18 protein-coding genes are annotated in these 17182 nt (G+C 60.2%); 8 read left to right on the top strand and 10 right to left on the bottom strand.

Annotated features, from left to right (window positions below; translation table 11 throughout):
* Positions 1-38 precede the first annotated feature (38 nt).
* On the bottom strand, positions 39-512 hold the full coding sequence (locus ACRER8_RS03705; protein WP_431745001.1) for a hemerythrin domain-containing protein: 474 nt from the start codon (positions 510-512) through the stop codon (positions 39-41).
* Positions 513-892: 380 nt separating this feature from the next.
* Here ACRER8_RS03705 and ACRER8_RS03700 point away from each other — a divergent pair, with 380 nt between their 5' ends.
* Positions 893-1237, top strand: coding sequence for a YggL family protein (locus ACRER8_RS03700; RefSeq protein WP_431745000.1), 345 nt, complete (start codon positions 893-895; stop codon positions 1235-1237).
* A 438-nt stretch (positions 1238-1675) separates the two neighbouring features.
* Positions 1676-3145 (top strand): D-alanyl-D-alanine carboxypeptidase/D-alanyl-D-alanine endopeptidase, encoded by a 1470-nt coding sequence (gene dacB / locus ACRER8_RS03695; RefSeq protein ID WP_431744999.1) that lies wholly within the window; start codon positions 1676-1678, stop codon positions 3143-3145.
* Between the two features lie 55 nt (positions 3146-3200).
* On the opposite strand, the gene ACRER8_RS03690 is transcribed toward dacB, so the two are convergent.
* From ACRER8_RS03690 to ACRER8_RS03680, 3 genes are read right to left on the bottom strand one after another with little or no spacing between them, the layout of a single operon-like run.
* Positions 3201-3995, bottom strand: coding sequence for an ABC transporter ATP-binding protein (locus tag ACRER8_RS03690; RefSeq protein ID WP_431744998.1), 795 nt, complete (start codon positions 3993-3995; stop codon positions 3201-3203).
* Entirely contained in the window at positions 3989-4987 is a 999-nt protein-coding gene (locus tag ACRER8_RS03685; RefSeq protein ID WP_431744997.1) for an ABC transporter permease, read from the bottom strand. Before ACRER8_RS03685 ends, ACRER8_RS03690 begins: the two co-directional genes overlap by 7 nt.
* Positions 4974-6053, bottom strand: coding sequence for an ABC transporter substrate-binding protein (locus ACRER8_RS03680; RefSeq protein WP_431744996.1), 1080 nt, complete (start codon positions 6051-6053; stop codon positions 4974-4976). The genes ACRER8_RS03685 and ACRER8_RS03680 overlap by 14 nt, the downstream gene beginning before the upstream one ends.
* 291 nt (positions 6054-6344) lie before the next feature.
* Between ACRER8_RS03680 and ACRER8_RS03675 the strand changes: the two genes are divergently transcribed.
* Complete coding sequence (locus ACRER8_RS03675) at positions 6345-6977, top strand: DUF5666 domain-containing protein (RefSeq protein WP_431744995.1); 633 nt, start codon at positions 6345-6347, stop codon at positions 6975-6977.
* A 148-nt stretch (positions 6978-7125) separates the two neighbouring features.
* Here ACRER8_RS03675 and ACRER8_RS03670 read toward each other — a convergent pair whose 3' ends face one another.
* The 5 genes from ACRER8_RS03670 to ACRER8_RS03650 form a co-directional block, all read right to left on the bottom strand.
* Positions 7126-7902, bottom strand: a complete 777-nt coding sequence (locus tag ACRER8_RS03670) for an ABC transporter substrate-binding protein (RefSeq protein ID WP_431744994.1) — start codon at positions 7900-7902, stop codon at positions 7126-7128.
* Positions 7903-8036: 134 nt separating this feature from the next.
* On the bottom strand, positions 8037-8393 hold the full coding sequence (locus ACRER8_RS03665; protein WP_431744993.1) for a RidA family protein: 357 nt from the start codon (positions 8391-8393) through the stop codon (positions 8037-8039).
* Complete coding sequence (locus ACRER8_RS03660) at positions 8390-9814, bottom strand: FAD-dependent oxidoreductase (protein ID WP_431744992.1); 1425 nt, start codon at positions 9812-9814, stop codon at positions 8390-8392. Before ACRER8_RS03660 ends, ACRER8_RS03665 begins: the two co-directional genes overlap by 4 nt.
* The gene (locus ACRER8_RS03655; RefSeq protein ID WP_431744991.1) at positions 9807-10136 is read right to left on the bottom strand and encodes a (2Fe-2S)-binding protein; all 330 of its coding nucleotides are present in this window, start codon (positions 10134-10136) and stop codon (positions 9807-9809) included. Before ACRER8_RS03655 ends, ACRER8_RS03660 begins: the two co-directional genes overlap by 8 nt.
* Positions 10126-11250 carry an NAD(P)/FAD-dependent oxidoreductase gene (locus ACRER8_RS03650; protein ID WP_431744990.1) on the bottom strand — a complete coding sequence of 375 codons (1125 nt, stop codon included), beginning with the start codon at positions 11248-11250 and terminating at the stop codon, positions 10126-10128. Before ACRER8_RS03650 ends, ACRER8_RS03655 begins: the two co-directional genes overlap by 11 nt.
* A gap of 122 nt (positions 11251-11372) precedes the next feature.
* On the opposite strand from ACRER8_RS03650, the gene ACRER8_RS03645 reads away from it, so the two are divergent.
* The 5 genes from ACRER8_RS03645 to ACRER8_RS03625 all read left to right on the top strand — a co-directional run bounded on the left by ACRER8_RS03645 (position 11373) and on the right by ACRER8_RS03625 (position 15464).
* The gene (locus ACRER8_RS03645; RefSeq protein WP_431744989.1) at positions 11373-12278 is read left to right on the top strand and encodes a LysR substrate-binding domain-containing protein; all 906 of its coding nucleotides are present in this window, start codon (positions 11373-11375) and stop codon (positions 12276-12278) included.
* Positions 12279-12356: 78 nt separating this feature from the next.
* On the top strand, positions 12357-12692 hold the full coding sequence (locus ACRER8_RS03640) for a hypothetical protein (protein ID WP_431744988.1): 336 nt from the start codon (positions 12357-12359) through the stop codon (positions 12690-12692).
* Between the two features lie 488 nt (positions 12693-13180).
* Positions 13181-14512: an OprD family porin gene (locus ACRER8_RS03635; RefSeq protein WP_431744987.1), complete on the top strand. Its 1332-nt coding sequence runs from the start codon at positions 13181-13183 to the stop codon at positions 14510-14512.
* Positions 14513-14675: 163 nt separating this feature from the next.
* Positions 14676-15053 carry a cupin domain-containing protein gene (locus ACRER8_RS03630; protein ID WP_431745106.1) on the top strand — a complete coding sequence of 126 codons (378 nt, stop codon included), beginning with the start codon at positions 14676-14678 and terminating at the stop codon, positions 15051-15053.
* A gap of 147 nt (positions 15054-15200) precedes the next feature.
* Complete coding sequence (locus ACRER8_RS03625) at positions 15201-15464, top strand: hypothetical protein (protein ID WP_431744986.1); 264 nt, start codon at positions 15201-15203, stop codon at positions 15462-15464.
* Positions 15465-15682: 218 nt separating this feature from the next.
* On the opposite strand, the gene xylB is transcribed toward ACRER8_RS03625, so the two are convergent.
* Positions 15683-17170 (bottom strand): xylulokinase, encoded by a 1488-nt coding sequence (xylB, locus tag ACRER8_RS03620; RefSeq protein ID WP_431744985.1) that lies wholly within the window; start codon positions 17168-17170, stop codon positions 15683-15685.
* Positions 17171-17182 lie beyond the last annotated feature (12 nt).

Genomic DNA, 17182 nt, shown 5'->3' with positions numbered 1-17182 from the left:
GAGCCGGGCTTTTCAATCCACCCATTACGCAACCACAATTACGCAGCCATTCCCGCCAGCGATGACTTTTTGTATTCGGCTTTCATCGCTTCCATTTGCGCGCCCAGCTCATCAAGCTTGGCTTTGCCGAGCAATTTATTGGCTTGGGGAAACATTTCGGTTTCCTCTTCCTCAATGTGATGCTCGAGCAGTTCTTTCACCACCTTTACCCGCCCGGAAAACTCGGGGGTGGACGGATCGGTGTTTTTCAGGTCAGGAAGCACCAGGGAGTCCACAGTACGGTGTTCTTCCTTGGCTTCGTAATACATGATGTCCTGCTCTTTGGCTCCGGCCTCTTTGAAGGCAGGGTAAAGGATTTCTTCTTCAATCTTGGTATGGACGGTGATTTCCATTTCGAGCTTGGCCAGCAGTTCCCTACGTTTTTTCACGCCGCGTTCGGTAGATTCGCTCAACTGAGTCAGGATTGCCTTAACACGTTCATGGTCTGCTTTGAGAAGGTCGATAGCGTTCATGTCATTTCCTCTGGTATCACGTTCAGTGGACCGGTCTGGATGCCAGTCCTCCTGTTACCTCCAATAGATTGCAGAGTGCGTGCCATAGGTGCGCTCTAAAAATATTCTATTAATTCAGCAAGTTAGAATTTTGGAGAGGTTCAGACTTCGGGCGTACTGCACGAATGTGCGCGAATGGATAGTGCAGAACCACTGAACCATGACTCGGAAACAGCTCGGTCGGTTTCAACACTGGGTCAACCCTAATTGCCATGACATGCCTCACCAGAGCCGCAAAATGGCATCACCTGATACGAACAGCCGGATATCCGACGCGCCGGACGCGCAAGCGGCCGTTAGCTGGTAGACTGCGCCCCGAATTTACCTAAGAGGATTGCTTCATGGCCACTAACCGCTCCCGTCGTCTGCGCAAAAAGCTCTGTGTAGACGAGTTCCAGGAATTGGGCTTCGAGCTGAATCTGGAATTCAAGGAAGGTCTGGATGACGAGGCAATCGACGCCTTCCTCGACGCATTCCTGACTGATGCAATGGACGGCAATGGCCTGGACTATGTCGGCGGCGATGACTACGGTCTAGTTTGCCTGGCTGACCGAGGCTCGGTCACCGAAGAGCAGCGCGCCACTGTGGAAGCCTGGCTCAAAGGCCGCAGCGAGCTAACCAAGGTTGAAGTCAGCCCGTTGCTGGACGCCTGGTACCCGGAAAAGCCGATCAATCCGGCTGTCTGATTCGCAGGATTGACAGCAAGCTTAACGGCCGGGCAGCCGAGTCCTGAACCGCTTGCTACAACAAAGCCACCTTCGCGGTGGCTTTTTTGTGGGTGACGGTTGGGCAGGACGTCGATTTGCAACGAACGATGACTAGTCCTGTGCTATCGCGCCCCAACGGTGAACTGTCGCCTCAGACGCGAAAAAACTGCACTCTCCACCGGCGACGCCGCACAGAAAAACACCTTTTCAGATGACAATTTCGCGGCATTTGAAAAAATAGCGCGGTTTGACGGTTTCCCCCCGGCGCAAGTCACGAATGCTTGGGGCATAATGCCGCGTCATTACAGGGCCATTTTTCCGCCCGTTGGCCGAGACATTTCCAGTCCCGGTCATTTTTACGTCATGAGGGAATCCATCCCCTCCTGTTTTCCCCTCTTCCGCAGTAGGGTTTATTGAATGATCAAGTCTTTGCGTCCGCTGTTTTTTGCCACCCTGCTTCTGCCGATTTCTCTGTCCATTTCTGCTGCACCGATCAACACCGCGTTGCCACCCAAGGTCCAGGATGCGCTCAAGGCGGGCAAGCTGGACAACAGCGCTCTTTCGCTGGTCATGCTGCCGCTGACCGGGCCTGGAACCCCCACCGTCTATAACGCCGATGTATCGGTCAACCCCGCCTCCACCATGAAATTGGTGACCACTTACGCTGCTTTGGAAATGCTCGGCCCTACCCACCAGTGGAAGACCGAGTTCTACACCGACGGCACCCTGAGCAACGGCGTCCTGCGCGGCAACCTTTACCTCAAGGGTGGCGGCGATCCGAAGCTGAACATGGAAAAACTCTGGCTGCTGATGCGTGATCTGCGCGCCAATGGCGTACAGCAAGTCACCGGTGATCTGGTGCTGGACCGCAGCCATTTCATCCAGCCGCAACTGCCGGTGTTCGACGACGACGGCAATGACAAGAACAAGCCATTCCTGGTCCGCCCCGATTCCCTGATGGTTAACCTCAAAGCCCTGCGCTTCGTGACCCGCAATGACGGTGGCAAGATCCTGGTTTCAGTAGAGCCGCCGATCGCGGCGATTCACATCAACAATCAGGTCAAGGCTCTGTCCTCGAACAAGTGCACGGGCGATGTGTTGTACAACCCGGTGCCCGAAGCCGACGGCGGCATCACGGTCACGGTTTCCGGTCAGTTGGGCGACGGCTGCAACTCGCAGACCTATCTGTCGCTGCTCGATCACCCGACCTACACCGCGGGCGCCGTTCGCGCCATCTGGCAGGAACTGGGTGGCACCATTCTGGGCAAGGACCGTCTGGACGTGGTTCCCGGCAGCGCCAAACTGCTGGCCAAGGCCTATTCGCCGGATCTGGCGGAAATCATCCGCGACATCAACAAATTCAGTAACAACACCATGGCCCAGCAGTTGTTCCTGAGCCTGGGTTCGGAATTCCGCAATGAAGCCGACGGTGACGATGCCAAGGCCGCGCAACGGGTGATTCGTCAGTGGCTGGCGAAAAAGGGTATTACCGCGCCGCACCTTGTCATGGAAAACGGCTCCGGGCTTTCTCGCGCCGAACGCGTCAGTGCACGGGAAATGGCGCAAATGCTTCAGGCGGCATGGAACAGTCCTTATCAGGCTGAGTTCATGAGTTCGCTGCCGCTGGCAGGCATGGACGGCACCATGCGCAAGCGTCTGAAACGCACCGCCCTGCGCGGCGAAGCCCACATCAAGACCGGCACCCTGAATACCGTTCGCGCCATCGCAGGCTTCAGCCGCGACAGCAACGGCAACACCTGGGTCGTCGTCGCAATCCTCAACGACGCTCGTCCGTGGGGTGCTTCGTCAATCCTCGATGAAGTGCTGGTGAGCATGTTCAATCAGCCAAAACTGGCCAACACGACCCTTTCGCTGCAACAGCAGTAGGCGGGATGATTGCGCGCTGTCGTGAATGACGACAGGCGCGCAACGTCGGTCTGCGCTACCAACGCTCTCCAAGCCCCAACAGGCCGAGAATCTGCTTGCGCAGGTCGAGCAGATACGGGTCGTCGCGGTGCCGTGGGTAACCCCGGTCGATGGTCAGCTCGGCCTTGATCGTCGCCGGGCGATCGCTGAACACGATGACCCGATTGGCCAGCAGTAGCGCTTCCTCGACATCGTGGGTTACCAGCAGAGCTGTATAGCCCTGACGCTGCCAGAGATCGATCAGCTCCTGCTGCATGGCGATCCGCGTCAACGAGTCGAGCTTGCCCAATGGCTCATCGAGAATCAGCAATCGGGGTTCGTTGACCAGCGCCCTGGCCAGCGCGACGCGTTGCGCCATGCCACCGGATAACTGCCGAGGATAGGCACGGGCGAACTGACTCAGGCCGACTTTCGCCAACGCCTGATCGACCTTGCCTTTTGTGGTCTTGAGCAGCCCCTGCGCCTCCAGCCCCAGCGCCACGTTGTCCCAGACTCGCCGCCAGGGATAGAGCGTGGGATCCTGGAACACCACTACGCGGCTGGGATCAGGTGATGTGATCGCCACGCCGTCTGCCTGCAATGTCCCGCGATCAGCGGTTTCCAAACCCGCCACCAAGCGCAGCAGGGTCGACTTGCCGCACCCCGACGGCCCCAGCAGCGCGACGAATTCACCTGGGGCAACATCGAGCGATACTCGTTCCAGCACCGGCAGACGATGCCCCTCCAGGGAAAAGCCATGACTCAGATTGTCGATCCGCAGCGCCAGCCCAGGGCTTTGCCGCGCGACAGTTGCGTCTGCCGTGTTCACCATTTCATTGCTCCCTGCTGCCAGGCCAATAGCCGGTCACGAATCAAAAACAACGCCGAGATCAGCCCCGAACACGCCAATGCCATGATCAACAATGCGGCGTACATGTTGGCGTAGGCCGCCCAGCCTTGCGCCCATTGCAGATACCAGCCGATGCCTGATTTGACGCCCATCATTTCCGCTACGACCAAGGTCGAGAACGACGCACCAAGACCCATGAACAGGCCGACGAACACGTGTGGCAGCGCGGCGGGAATGGCCACTTTGAAGATCAGAAAACGCTGCTTTGCGCCCAACGTCCGGGCCACATCGTAGTAAGCCTTGTCGACACTCGACACTCCGGACCAGGTCAGAACGGTGACCGGAAACCAAGTCGCCAGTGCGATCAGGAAAACGCTCGCGCTCCAGCTGCTGGGGAACAGGAAGAAACACAGCGGAAGCAAAGCCGTGGACGGCACGGGACCGAGGATTCGCAGCACCGGATGCAGCCAGTAGCCGATGCTGCGCGACCAGCCGATGGCCACACCGGCGACGAAACCGGTGATCGCCCCCACTGCCACCCCGCTGCCCAACAGAAGCGCCGAATGCACGAGGCTGTCGGCCAGACGCGGCCAGTCCTCGACATAGACGTCGAGCAACGCCTGGGGCGGTGCGAAAAACGGCACCGGCAGCCAGCCGAGCTTGGCGGTGCACAGCTCCCAGACGCCGAGCAGAATCGGCAAGGCGATCAACCATGCGCCCAACGGCCGGGTACGTCGCGTCAAGTGTCCAGACCAGCGAACGATAATGACCGCAAGCACGATCAACGCCGCGACCGTCAGGCAAACATTGGCCAGCCCCTGGGTCATTGGCCAAGTGCGCAAGGCGTTCGGCCAGCAGACGATCAACGCCGCGCAGGCGATCCACATCGCCGCCGCGATGAGGCCTTGCAGCCAGAGACAGCGTGTCGCGGTTCTCACGGGTTCGCCGGTCTCGACCAGCTCAACTGAAGACATCGGCAGTGATCTCCCCGGCAAAGGTGTTGGCATCAGTGCTCTGACGAATCACCTCGACCGTTTTCAGATCGCGGACGTAGGTGGCGATCTCGGCAGTCAACGCCGCGCCTACCGCGTGATGACCATGGGTGTGATCGTGGAGAATCGCCACCACTTCTTCGGTGGTGGTGTTGAGCGCGTAGGCCTGAAAGCCCTTGGCGACTTCTTCGGGATGCTTTACCGAATAGTCGTGGGCTTCGAGGATTGCCTGCGTCAGCGCGGCGACCACACGCTTGTCATCCCTGGCCAGTTTGCCGGTCACCCCAACCACGCAGCAGCTGAGGTTGGCGTACTCTTCGACCAGATTGGTGGACAGTTCGCGGGCCTTGCCGGCGTTGATCAGTCGGTACATGAACGGGTCGCTGCCGCTGACCGCTTGCACCTCGCCGCGCTCCAGCGCCGTGCCCAGCAGGTCGGCGGGATACAGGCGCCATTCGACGTCACGCACCGGGTCAACGCCATGCTTCTTGAGCAGGATCGAGAAGAAGTTGCGATCCGGACTCGCCATGTCAGTCACGCCGATCGCCTTGCCCTTGAGGTCTTCCAGGCTGTTAACGCCACCATTGGCCGCCGTCAGCAAGCGCAGGCATCCGCCATGAGTACCCGCCGTCAGCTTGACATCGAAACCCTGCTCCAGCGCCTTGAGCCAACGCAGCGCCATGCCGATGCCCGCATCCGCCTTGCCGGTGGCAATGGCTTCGAGCAGTACCTCGGTGGAATTACCGAAGTTGACCAACTCGACGTCCAAATTGTGCTTTTTGAAAAAGCCTTGTCCGTGGGCGATCACCACCGGGGCCAGGCACACTGCATTGAGGTTGATGGCCAGTTTCAGCGCGCGAGGCTGATCCAGCCGGATAAAATCGCCGGTGCCTGCCGGTTCGGCCGCATCGGCACCGTGGCTCGCGTGATCCGCGTGCTCGTCCGCCGCCCATACTCCGCGCGGCAATGACAAAAAAAGTGGCGAAGCCAACGCGACGCCTGCCAGACCCAGCACGCGACGGCGGCTCAGATGATCGAAAACGGCCATGGTGTTCCCTTACCAGATGAATGAAATGGACGAGGTCATCTGGAAAGTTTTAATAACCTTAACTAAGGTTCCAGCGACTGCTTAAAACCTTATCACCGGATTTTTAATTACTTAAATTCATTTTAATTCTATAGGACTATGCAAATAGTCTATGTATGCCGACACCATCCCCGGCATCATGGCCGACGTCGTCGATTCTGAACGCAGCCTTTCTGACAGGGATGTCATCACCTTTCTGAACAGGTAACGCTAAGCTCGGGATTCGGAACAACCACACAGGATTGCGACCCCATGAAAATGACAACAGGCAAGCAATTGCGGCAAGCCCTGCTGATCTCCACTGCGCTGGCTTCGGCGCTGCTGATGGCAGGACCGTCCCAGGCCGAGGACGCCAAGCCGACCCGCGTGCGCGGCGCGATCACCGCGATCGAGGGCGACGTACTCAAGGTGCACAGCAACCGCAATGAGGACCTGCAGGTCAACCTGACCAAGGACACTCAGGTACGGGGTGTGACGTTGGCGCAGGTATCGGAAATCAAGCCGGGTAGCTATATCGGTTCGGCTGCCATTCCCCAGGCCGATGGCACGCTCAAGGCACTGGAAGTTCACGTGTTCCCGCCAGAGATGGCGGGTACCGGGGATGGTCATCGCGCGTTCGACCTTGGCAAGGACAGCACCATGACCAACGGTTCGGTGGGCGATCTGGTAACCAGCAACGGGCGCACCATTACCGTGAATTACAAGGGCGGCCAGAAGAAGATCATGATCCCGGATGATGTGCCGATCGTCAACTTGGTGCCTGGTGATCGCAGCCTGCTTAAGCCCGGCGTGAAAATCGTACTTCAGGCACAGCCCGCGGCGGACGGTTCGCTGAGCGCCTTGTCGATCTCTGCGGGCGAAAACGGCGTGACGCCGCCGATGTAACGGGCCGGGGGTCGGCAGATCGCTGCCAACCCCCGCTCCTACGCCCTGCGGGCAGAATCAAAAGCTGGAATCCTGCGCGATCCCGGCCTCTGCCCGGAGGGCGCCTGACTTGAGCCAACATCAAACGCCGCGCAGACGCAAAGCTCGATTACTCCCCGTAAATATCGAAATCAAAATACTTCTTCTGGATTTGCTCGTACGTGCCGTTCGCGCGAATCGTTGCCAGGGCCTGGTTGAATCGCTGTTGCAGTGGGTCGCCCTTGCGCACGGCCACGCCGATGCCGGTGCCGAAGTACTGTTCCTCGGTGAACGTCGGGCCGACGAACGCGTAATCTTTGCCTTCAGGCTTTTTCAGCAGGCCTTCGTCGATGGCGACCGAGCTGGCCATGGTCGCATCGATGCGTCCCCCCAGCAGGTCGAGGAACACTTCGTTCTGTGAGCCGTAGCTTACAATCTGCGCGCCTGCCGGGACGAATTTGTCGGTGACGTAACGCTCGAAGTTGGTAGCACGCTGCACACCGATGCGCAGGCCTTTTAGTTGCGCGGGGATGTCGGTGATGCCGCTGCTCTTGCGCACGACCAACCGCGCCGGGATGCGGTAGTAGTGGTTGGTGAAGTCCACCGATTTCATACGCTCGGGGGTGATCGACATTGACGAGATGATGGCGTCAACCTTCTTCACCTTGAGTGCGGGAATCAGGCCGTCGAACTCGTTTTCCTTCCATACGCATTGCACTTTCATTTCGGCGCACAGGGCCTGGCCGATGTCGTAGTCAAAGCCGACGATCTGGTTGTCGGCGGTTTTCGAAGCAAAGGGTGGGTAAGCGGCTTCGATGCCCAATTTGAGCGGCGCGTCGGCGGCATGGGCGTTAAAGGTGAGCACGGACGCGAGGCCCAGGGTAGTGACGATGGTTCTGAGGTTCATGCATGGCTCCGGACGATGTTGTTCAAGTCGGGCGAGCCCTCGGCATGAGGATCGCGCCCGTTATGGCAGCAGCAATGTGAACGGCGGGTGGGCGCTCTGATGCAAGTGAATGGCGCCCTGCCCTTGAAGCAAAATCAGACGGCGGCGGTGACGATGATCTCCACGAGGATTTCAGGGTCATCGAACATCACCTGACAGGTGGCCCGCGCCGGTGTCTGCGCGGCATCGACCCAGGCGCTCCAGGTTTCATTCATGCCGGCGAAATCGGCGGTCATGTCCTTCATCCAGATCTGCACGCTGAGCAATCGGTGTTTGTCGCTGCCCGAGGCGGCCAGCAATTCGTCGACACGCTGCAGCACCTGACGGGTCTGGCCGCGAATGTCCTGGGTGCAATCGGCGGCGACGATACCGGCCAGCCAGGCCACGCCGTTGTGAACCACGCTGCGGCTCAGGCGTGGGTTGCTTTCGATACGGTGGATCGAGGTGCTCATGACGGGCTCCTTTCGAGGGTTGAGGAAGTGGACGTCTCAAGCTCACGCTCGGTGGCCAGTTGCGCCAGGGTAATGGGCTTGAGGGGTGGGCGAATGCGGTAGTAGCCGACCTGCGCCTGCGGGACGTTGCGATGCTCGGCGATGATTTCGGTAACGCTCAGACCGCACTGACGCCCCTGACACGGACCCATGCCGCATCGCCCGAATGCCTTGGTCTGATTGGGCCCCAGGCAACCGAGGTCGACGTAAGCGCGAATCGCCCCGGCACTGACCTCTTCGCAGCGGCAGACGATGGTGTCGTCGTGGGGAATGCGATTCCGGGCGTCGGGACGATACAACGCGTCGATCAGCGGCCGCGCAGCACTTTGTTTTCGCAGCAACCGGCGCCAGGGTTTGCCGAGGTCGTGCAGACGTGCATCATCGATTTTCTGCAACCGGTGGGCGATCGCCAAGGCTGCCAGACGCCCCTGCGTAACGGCTACATTGGCACCACCAACAGCCCCGCCATCACCGGCGATGAAAATTCCCGGCAGACTGGTTTCGCCCCAGCTGTCACGGCGGGCAATCCAACACAACTGCTGCTCGCTCCACTCGTGGCTGGCGCGCAGGGACTGGCTGATCTGGATGTTCGGGATGACGCCCTGATGCAGCAGAATCAGCGCGGCCTGAATCTTGTGCGCGTGGCCTTGGCTGTCGAAACTCAACGCCTCGGCACGTCGCTCGCCTTCAATCCGCAGGTTGCGTGCGGCGCGGTAGTGTTTGACGCCAGCGCGCTTGAGCGTTGCAAGTAGCGACACCCCTTTGAGCAGGTCTCGCCACCCCCCGAGCGCCTGACATACCTGACGCGGATGTCTGAACACTTCGCGCCGCTGGCTGGTGTCGACCAACGCTTCGATGCGGATCCCGGCACGCAGGTACTGCACCGCAAGCAGATAAAGCAACGGCCCGCACCCGGCCAGAACCATGGGTCCCTGTGGCACCAGAGCGGCGCTCTTGAGCAGAATCTGACCCGCACCAGCGGTCATCACACCGGGCAGGGTCCAGCCGGGAATCGGCATCGGCCGCTCCATGGCGCCGGTGGCGATCAATAACTGGCGACCCTGCAACACACGAGCCTTGCCGCCGACCAGAACATGCACGCGACGCTCTTCGGTCACCTGCCAGACCGCGGCATTGGGCAGATAGCGTACGTCGCTGGCAAGCAGCGCTTCGACAAGCCTGAGCCCTGCGGTGTAGTCGTTGCCAAGCACTTGTCGAGTGTCCGCGTCGGTCTGGCCGACGTTTCGCCAGATCTGTCCGCCGGGGCTTCCCTGCTCGTCCAGCAGCACGACGTCAAGACCATGGGCCTTGGCCTCCAGCGCCGCGTTGATGCCTGCGGGGCCAGCGCCGATGATGATCAGATCAACCACTGCCTCACTCATCGTCCGTCCCTCCGCTCAGCAGATCCCGAGCACCGCGCTGACGACGCACGCGCATGCCCTCGGTGACTTGAATCAGACACGCCTGGCAATTGGCCTGACCGTCGACTTCCACCAGGCATTCGAAGCACACGCCCATCATGCAGTAGGCTGCACCGGGCCTGCCATTGACCGCACTCTCGCGGGTGGTATGCCCGACGTCATGGCTCAACAATGCAGCGGCGAGGGAGACGTCGGCGGGAACCGTGAGCGGCATACCTTCGAATTCGATCTGCACGTATTTCCGTGCCAAATGCAGACGCCGGAACAGCGCTTCAGTGGGCATAGTGCACCTCACGCTTGCCTTCGAATCGGGCCAGATCGAACGGCCGTATCGCGGGTTCGTCGGTCTCCCCGGCAATCCAGGGCGCCAGGCGCAATGCATGGGCGGCGGCCAGGGTCACGCCGCTGTGGCAGGTGATGACAAATGCGCCGGGGCTGCCATGGGCGGCTTCGTAGATGGGGTAGCCATCGGCGCTGAGCACACGCAGCGCGCCCCAGGCCCTCACCATGCGCACCTGGCCCAGACGCGGGAAACACTGCACTGCGCGGGCAGCGATCTCGGACATCACCTGGTTGCTGGTGCGGTCATCGAAACCCACCGCCTCCAGAGAGTCGCCCAGCTGCACCGTGCCTTCGTCGGTCTGGCGCACGTAAGTGGTGGGATAGTGCAGAAACGGCTGCAGGCGTTCGGTGACCAGAATCTGTCCGCGATTGGGCCGCACTGGCACGTTCATGCCCAGCATAGCGCCCAGCGGACGATTGCCCAGTCCGGCAGCCAGCACCAGGTGATCAGCGCAGTACCGCTGCTCCCCAGCGCGCAGCTCGAAGCCGCCAGGATGCTGATCGATAGCGTCGACGCTCAGGCCGTTGACAACCTTCACACCACGCATTTGGCAGGCGGCATACAGGGCGCGCAGCAGTTTGAGCGGGTTGACGTGGCCATCCATCGGCGTATAGCAGGCACCGACCACGCCCGGACCGATACCGGGAATACGCGCCTTGAGCTGGATCGGGTCGAGCAGTTCGAAGGGGTAATCGCCATCGAACGCTTCTCGCAGCCAGATCAGTCGGCGGCTTTCCTCAGCCATTTCCTCATCGCTCAGGCACAGCTGAAATCCGCCGGGCTGACGCAGATGAACATCAATACCAGTGTCGGACTGCAGCAAGGCGTTGAGCTCCGGCCATAACGCCACTGACTGCCGGGTCCAGCTGGCATAAGCAGCATTGCGATAGCCTTTGCCCTGCACCCAGAGCAAACCGAAGTTGCCGCGAGCAGCGCGCAGGGCATCATCGCCCTCGTCGAGCACCGTTACCCGACGCCCCAATAGCGCAAGCCCATACGCAATGGACATACCCACCAGGCCACCACCGACGACAATCAGATCAGTCTTGCGCATGATTCATTACTTGGCCTGCAGCCTGTTGCTGTTCACTGAAATCCGATGCTAGTGGCTCTGTCAGGGCTATGAAAAATGCTTTATTTTTTGCCAGTCATGTCTTTTTGTTATGGGATGAAAGAATGAATTTGCGTCAACTCGAAGCGTTCAGGGCAGTGATCCTCGGCCAGACCGTCACCCGCGCCGCGGAAATGCTGCACATCTCGCAACCGGCGGCGACGCGACTGATTGCCAGCCTCGAGGAAGACATCGGCTTTACCCTGTTCGACCGGATCAAGGGGCGTCTGCAGCCGACCGCCGAAGCCATGACGCTGTATCAGGAAGTACAGCGCTCGCTGGTCGGGGTCGAGCGCATTGCGCGCACGGCGCAGGACATTCGCAGCCTCAAGCGCGGCTCGCTGCAGATCGCCTGTGCGCCGGCGATGGGCCTGGCGTTCATGCCTCGGGTGATTGCCGCGTTCATGGCCGAGCATGACGGCGTGCAGATCTCGCTGGTGGTGCATTCGTCGTCGGAAGTCATCGATCTGGTGGTCGGCCAGCGCTGTGATCTGGGCATCATCGTGCTGCCCAACACCTACCCCAGTCCACGTTCGGAAAAACTGTTGGCAACCCGCATGCTGTGTGCTCTGCCAGCGAGTCACAGGCTCTGCGACAAGCCGGTGATCGTGCCCGAGGACCTGCGCGGCGAGGCGTTCATTTCCTACCCGCATTCGATCGGTTCGCGGCAGCAGATCGACACCCTGTTCGCCGCCCATGGCGTCGAGCGCGAACTGCGCCTGGAAACCCAGCTGTCGCAGCCGATGTGCGAATTCGTCGAGCACGGCCTTGGGGTGGCGCTGGTGGATGTGCTGAGCGCGGTCAATTACCGGGGCACCGGGATTGTCTTCAAAGCGTTCGAGCCGGCAATTGAAATGGATTTCAGCATGCTGCTGCCAGTGCAGGGGCCTGCTTCGAAGCTGCAGACGGCCTTTCTCGAACACACCCAGGCGTTCATTGCACGGCACGTGCCCGAGGCGTATCGCTTTTGACCGTTCGTCGGCAAAAGGGCACGTCTGCGCCCGGCGACCAGACCAAGGTGTATCCACGACAGAAAAGGGATTCACATCATGATCACGAAAAAATTGACGGCCCTGACTCTCGCTAGCCTGCTCGCTGTAGCGACCGGCTCCGCATTCGCTGGCCCCACCGGTCCGACCGATCCAGCTAGTTCCTCCGGTACCGTGGGCCCACGCAACAGCAGCCAGGGTCCTAATACCGACGGCACCCCCAAAACCGGTAACACCTCCACCCCCGGCACCAAAGGTTCGGGCAGTTCCGACGGCAATGGCAGCACCGGCGAGGGCGGTGGCGGGATGAGTACCGGAACCGGCATGGGCGGCAACGGCGGCGGTGGTGACGGCGCTGGCGCAGGTGGCTCGGGTGGATCCGGCGGCAGCAAGTAAGGGTGTCCTAGCCCCCAAAGCTGACCCTATCTGGGAGCGAATTGATTCGCGAAGCGGTGTTCAGGGCAAACGGCATTTGTTGCCTCTCAACCTGCATCGCGGCTGAATTCGCTCCCACACTTTGTGCGCACCGTTTTGATATTTCTTTTCCCATCGCGGCAGTTTCGCTTGAGCTGATCCGTACCTCGCCCCTTGCGCCCCTTCCTCAGCCTGCACCCATCCGCATACGGCCCCAGACATTGCAATTTCCTCGGCAATCGTTGAGGTGCGGATAGTGGGTACGGATGAAAAAGCACTTTAACCACGCGGCTTAATTGCCTGTTAAACAAACCAATCGTCCGAAAAACGGGTTATGGATGCCCGATTGCGCTCATAAAGTGGCGAACTGCGGATCCCCGATTATCCTTTGCGTCTTGCAGGCAAGCGGGTGCTGTTACTTGCACAAAGTAATAGCGAGTTGCCTCAGAGACCTGAGAGGTAATGCCATTATGAGAGTGATAAGTCTGAGTCTGATCGCGTTGGCGGTTTCGGCGGGATATGTCCAATCAGTTGAAGCAGAAGCCTTCGTCAACGATCAGGCCGATACCAAAGGCTTCGTCGATGATGCCAAGTTGGATCTGTTGTTCCGCAATTATTACTTCAATCGAGATGGGAAAAGTGAAGCGCGAGACCAGCGTGACTGGTCCCAGGCGGCGATGGCCAACTTCAGTTCGGGATTCACCCAAGGCACGGTCGGCTTTGGCGTCGATGCCTTCGGCTGGTATGGGCTGAAGCTCGATGGGGGTGCCGGGCATTCGGGCACCGGCAATATTCCGGTGGACAGCAGTGGCAGCCCGGAAGACGAGTTCTCCACCGCCGGCGGCGCGATCAAAGCGCGTATTTCCAAGACCGAGCTGAAATGGGGAACCATGCAGCCCACCGCGCCGGTCTTCGCGGCCGGAGGCACGCGCCTGTTCCCGCAAACGGCTACCGGCTTCAGTCTGCTAAGTAGCGAGATCAAGGACCTGGACCTTGAGGGCGGACATTTCACCGCCGGCAATGGGCCGCAGCACACCCGCGCAAGTGGTGAGCTGTTCGCCACTTATGCCGGGGTGACCACCAACAGCGTTGACTTCGTCGGCGGCAAGTACGCGATCAACGACAGTCTCTCGCTGCAGCTATACGGCTCCGAATTCGAAGACGTTTGGCGTCAGTACTACGCCAACGCCAACTATGTGCTGGCGATGCCCGCCGATCAGTCTCTGACCTTCGACTTCAATCTCTATCGCACTAACGACGAAGGCCAGGCCAAGGCGGGTGAAATCAACAACACCACTTGGTCGCTCGCCGCTGCCTATAGTTTCCTGGCCGGGCACACCTTCACCCTCTCCTATCAGAAAGTGCATGGCGATGAGCCGTTCGACTATGTGTCGTTCGGCGATAACGGGCCGGGCACTACCGGGGACTCGATCTTCCTCGCCAACTCCGTGCAATATTCGGACTTCAACGGCCCAGGGGAAAAGTCCTGGCAGGCACGTTATGACCTTTCAATGAGCACCTACGGCATTCCGGGGCTGAGTTTCATGGCCCGCTACATCAATGGGCGGGATATCGACGGCACCAAGATGGCCGCCGACAGTCCGTATCGCGCTTACGGTTATGGCGAAGACGGCAAACACCATGAGACCAACCTGGAAGCCAAATACGTGATTCAGGACGGCCCGGCCAAGGATCTGGCGTTCCGCGTTCGCCAGGCCTGGCACCGCGGCAACGCCGATCAGGCCGAGGGCGATCAGAACGAGTTTCGGCTGATCGTGGACTATCCGATTTCGATCCTGTGACGCTGGATCTCGCGCAATTGGCCTCATGATCTTTTACCGGATTGGGAATGTGACCGGTGGCAAGCCGGGCATAGCTTTGTCATCTGTCACCCCCATCCGGAGAAGGACCATGAACCCTGTGAAACTGCTGGCCGCGACTCTGTCCTGCCTGGCGCTGCCCTTGATGATGTGTCTGGCGCTGTCGTTCGGCGCGCAGGCCCACGATGAAGGACACGAAAAAGTCACCGTGCTGGAAAACCACCCGATGCTCAACGCGCCGGGAAAAAAGGCCATGGTGCTGACGGTCGATTACCAACCGGGACAAGTGTCCATCCCCCACAGCCACAGTGGCAGCGCGATTGCCTATGTGCTCGAAGGCGAGGTGATTTCGCGGGTCAACGATGGCAAGGCGATCACCTACAAGGCCGGTCAGACCTGGTACGAACCTGCTGGCTCCAGGCACTACGAATCACGCAATGCCAGCGCGAGCAACCCTGCGAAGTTATTGGTGTTCATCCTGCTGGACGACAACGGCGACGTGCTCACGCCCCTGCCGAAATAACAGACGTTGCCGACGCGTAGCCGCTCCGAGCCGCGGCAGCATCAGTCCGGCGCGATACCATGCCGCTAAATTTTTCTCGTCGACAGTCGATAAACCATCAGTGGCGCCCGAAAATCGGGCCGGACTTGATGAATGAAAGGCTCAGGTATGTACGACATTTTTCTGCTGGTAGAACATGGCCGCGATCAGGGCGAAGTGTCCGTTCTTGGCTGGTTCGACGACGAGCGAGCAGCTAAGGATACGGCGGAAGCGATGGAGTGGAAGGCTTATCGCGAAGAGTCGAAACGTCATCACCAGTGGTCCAGCAAGCCGTTGCTGCCACCGGATCAGACCCAGCATCGGCGGTTTTGGGTCAAGGGCATTTCCAAATTCAGCCATACCCCTGCGCCGCGGTCCTGGGCAGTGCATTAAGAAAAATCAGAGCGTCGGCATCTGTAGCAGTCGGCTGGCGATTCTCTGCCAGCCCCATCTGTGGGAGTGAGCTTGCTCACGAGTGCGTCAGGGCAGATGCCTGGTTGTCGGCTGACACAACGCCTTCGTGAGCAAGCTCTTACCGGTGGCAGCGATTCATCGCGCGCCACCGCCGGTAAGCCGGACGGCTACAAATCGCGCTCTACCAAAGATGTGCCCTATCGGCCATGCAACCCCTGCGCCGCGGGCAGCAGCCCGCGAAACTTCGCGTAACGCACTCGCAACGCTGGCTGCACTGATGCCATCGGTCGATAGCGCGCCTTGATCGGCATTCCGTGCTGCAGCAAATCAGCCCCCTGCCCGATCGCCAGCAGCCCCAGCTTCGCCGCACCGATGCAGGCACTCAACTCGCTGCCATGCAAGGTGTAGACCTCGCGATCAAGAATATTGGCCAGCAACTGCGCCCAGTACTCACTGCGCGCGCCGCCGCCGACCAGTGCGCAGGCGTTGACCCTGGCCCCGGCCGACAGAGCGGCGTTCATCGCGTCCAGCAAGCCGAAACCCACGCCCTCCAGCACCGCATAGCCGAGCATGGCGGGCGTGCTGTCATGCCCCAGACTCATGAAACCACCGCGCAGCAGCGGGTCGTTGTGCGGGGTTCGTTCGCCTGCCAGATAAGGCAAGAACAAGGGACAGGTTTCGGCAACAGGTTGGTCGACGGGCAACGCCGTGCATACCTGATCCAGCAGGGTTTGCTCATCCGGCTGACCGAGCAGCCGAGTCACCCAACGCAGGCAGCTGGCCCCCGCAAGCATCGCGCCCATGGTGTACCAGCGATTCGGCATTGCGTGACAAAAGCTGTGCACCGCGCTGGGCGGATTCCCCGCGGCATGATCGGTAATCGCGACGATGGCCGCGCTGGTACCCAGGGTCACGAAAGCATCCCCCGCATTGATCGCCCCGATGGCCACTGCTGACACCGGGTTATCACCACCACCCGCCGCGACAGGCAAACCCAGGGGTAAACCGAGCAACTGCGCGGCTTCTGCGTTCAGGGAGCCAGACAGTTGATCGGCCTCCAGCAATCTCGGCATCTGCGTCAGGTCCAAACCGGTGGCGCGCAACATCGGTTCGTACCATTGCCGCCGCGCCACATCCAGCCATAGCGTGCCTGCGGCATCCGACATGTCGCTGACCCGCTCGCCCGTCAACAATAGGCGCAGGTAGTCCTTGGGCGACAGCACGCAATCGATCCTGGAGAAGAGCTCGGGTTCGTATTGCCGCAGCCATAGCAACTTCGGCGCCGTCAGCCCGGCCATTGCCAGGCTGCCGGTAATTTCGGCGTAATCGGGAAACTCGCGATTCAACTGCTCGGCCTGCGCCACCGCTCGCGAGTCATCCCAGAGAATCGCCGGATACAGGATCTGTCCAGCCTGATCGAGCAGCACGGCGCCATGCATCTGTCCCGACAACCCCAGACATTCGATGCGGCTCCAGGCCTCTGACTGCTCGGTACGTAACTGTCCAAGTGCCGCCACGCAGGCCAGCCACCAGTCAACGGGATTCTGTTCCGACCAACCGGATTGCCTGCGCGACACACTCACCCGGGCGCCGGCCTGGGCCAGCACCGTACCTTGTGCGTCGAGCAAAATGGCCTTGAGTTCCGAGGTGCCCAGGTCGATGCCCAGGGAGACAGCTTGGCTCATGTGTGTTCAGTT

The organism is Pseudomonas sp. (assembly GCF_050739935.1).
Lineage (GTDB): Bacteria > Pseudomonadota > Gammaproteobacteria > Pseudomonadales > Pseudomonadaceae > Aquipseudomonas.
Note: the sequence above shows the minus strand (reverse complement) of the source record. Positions and strands in the feature narration are given on the sequence as shown.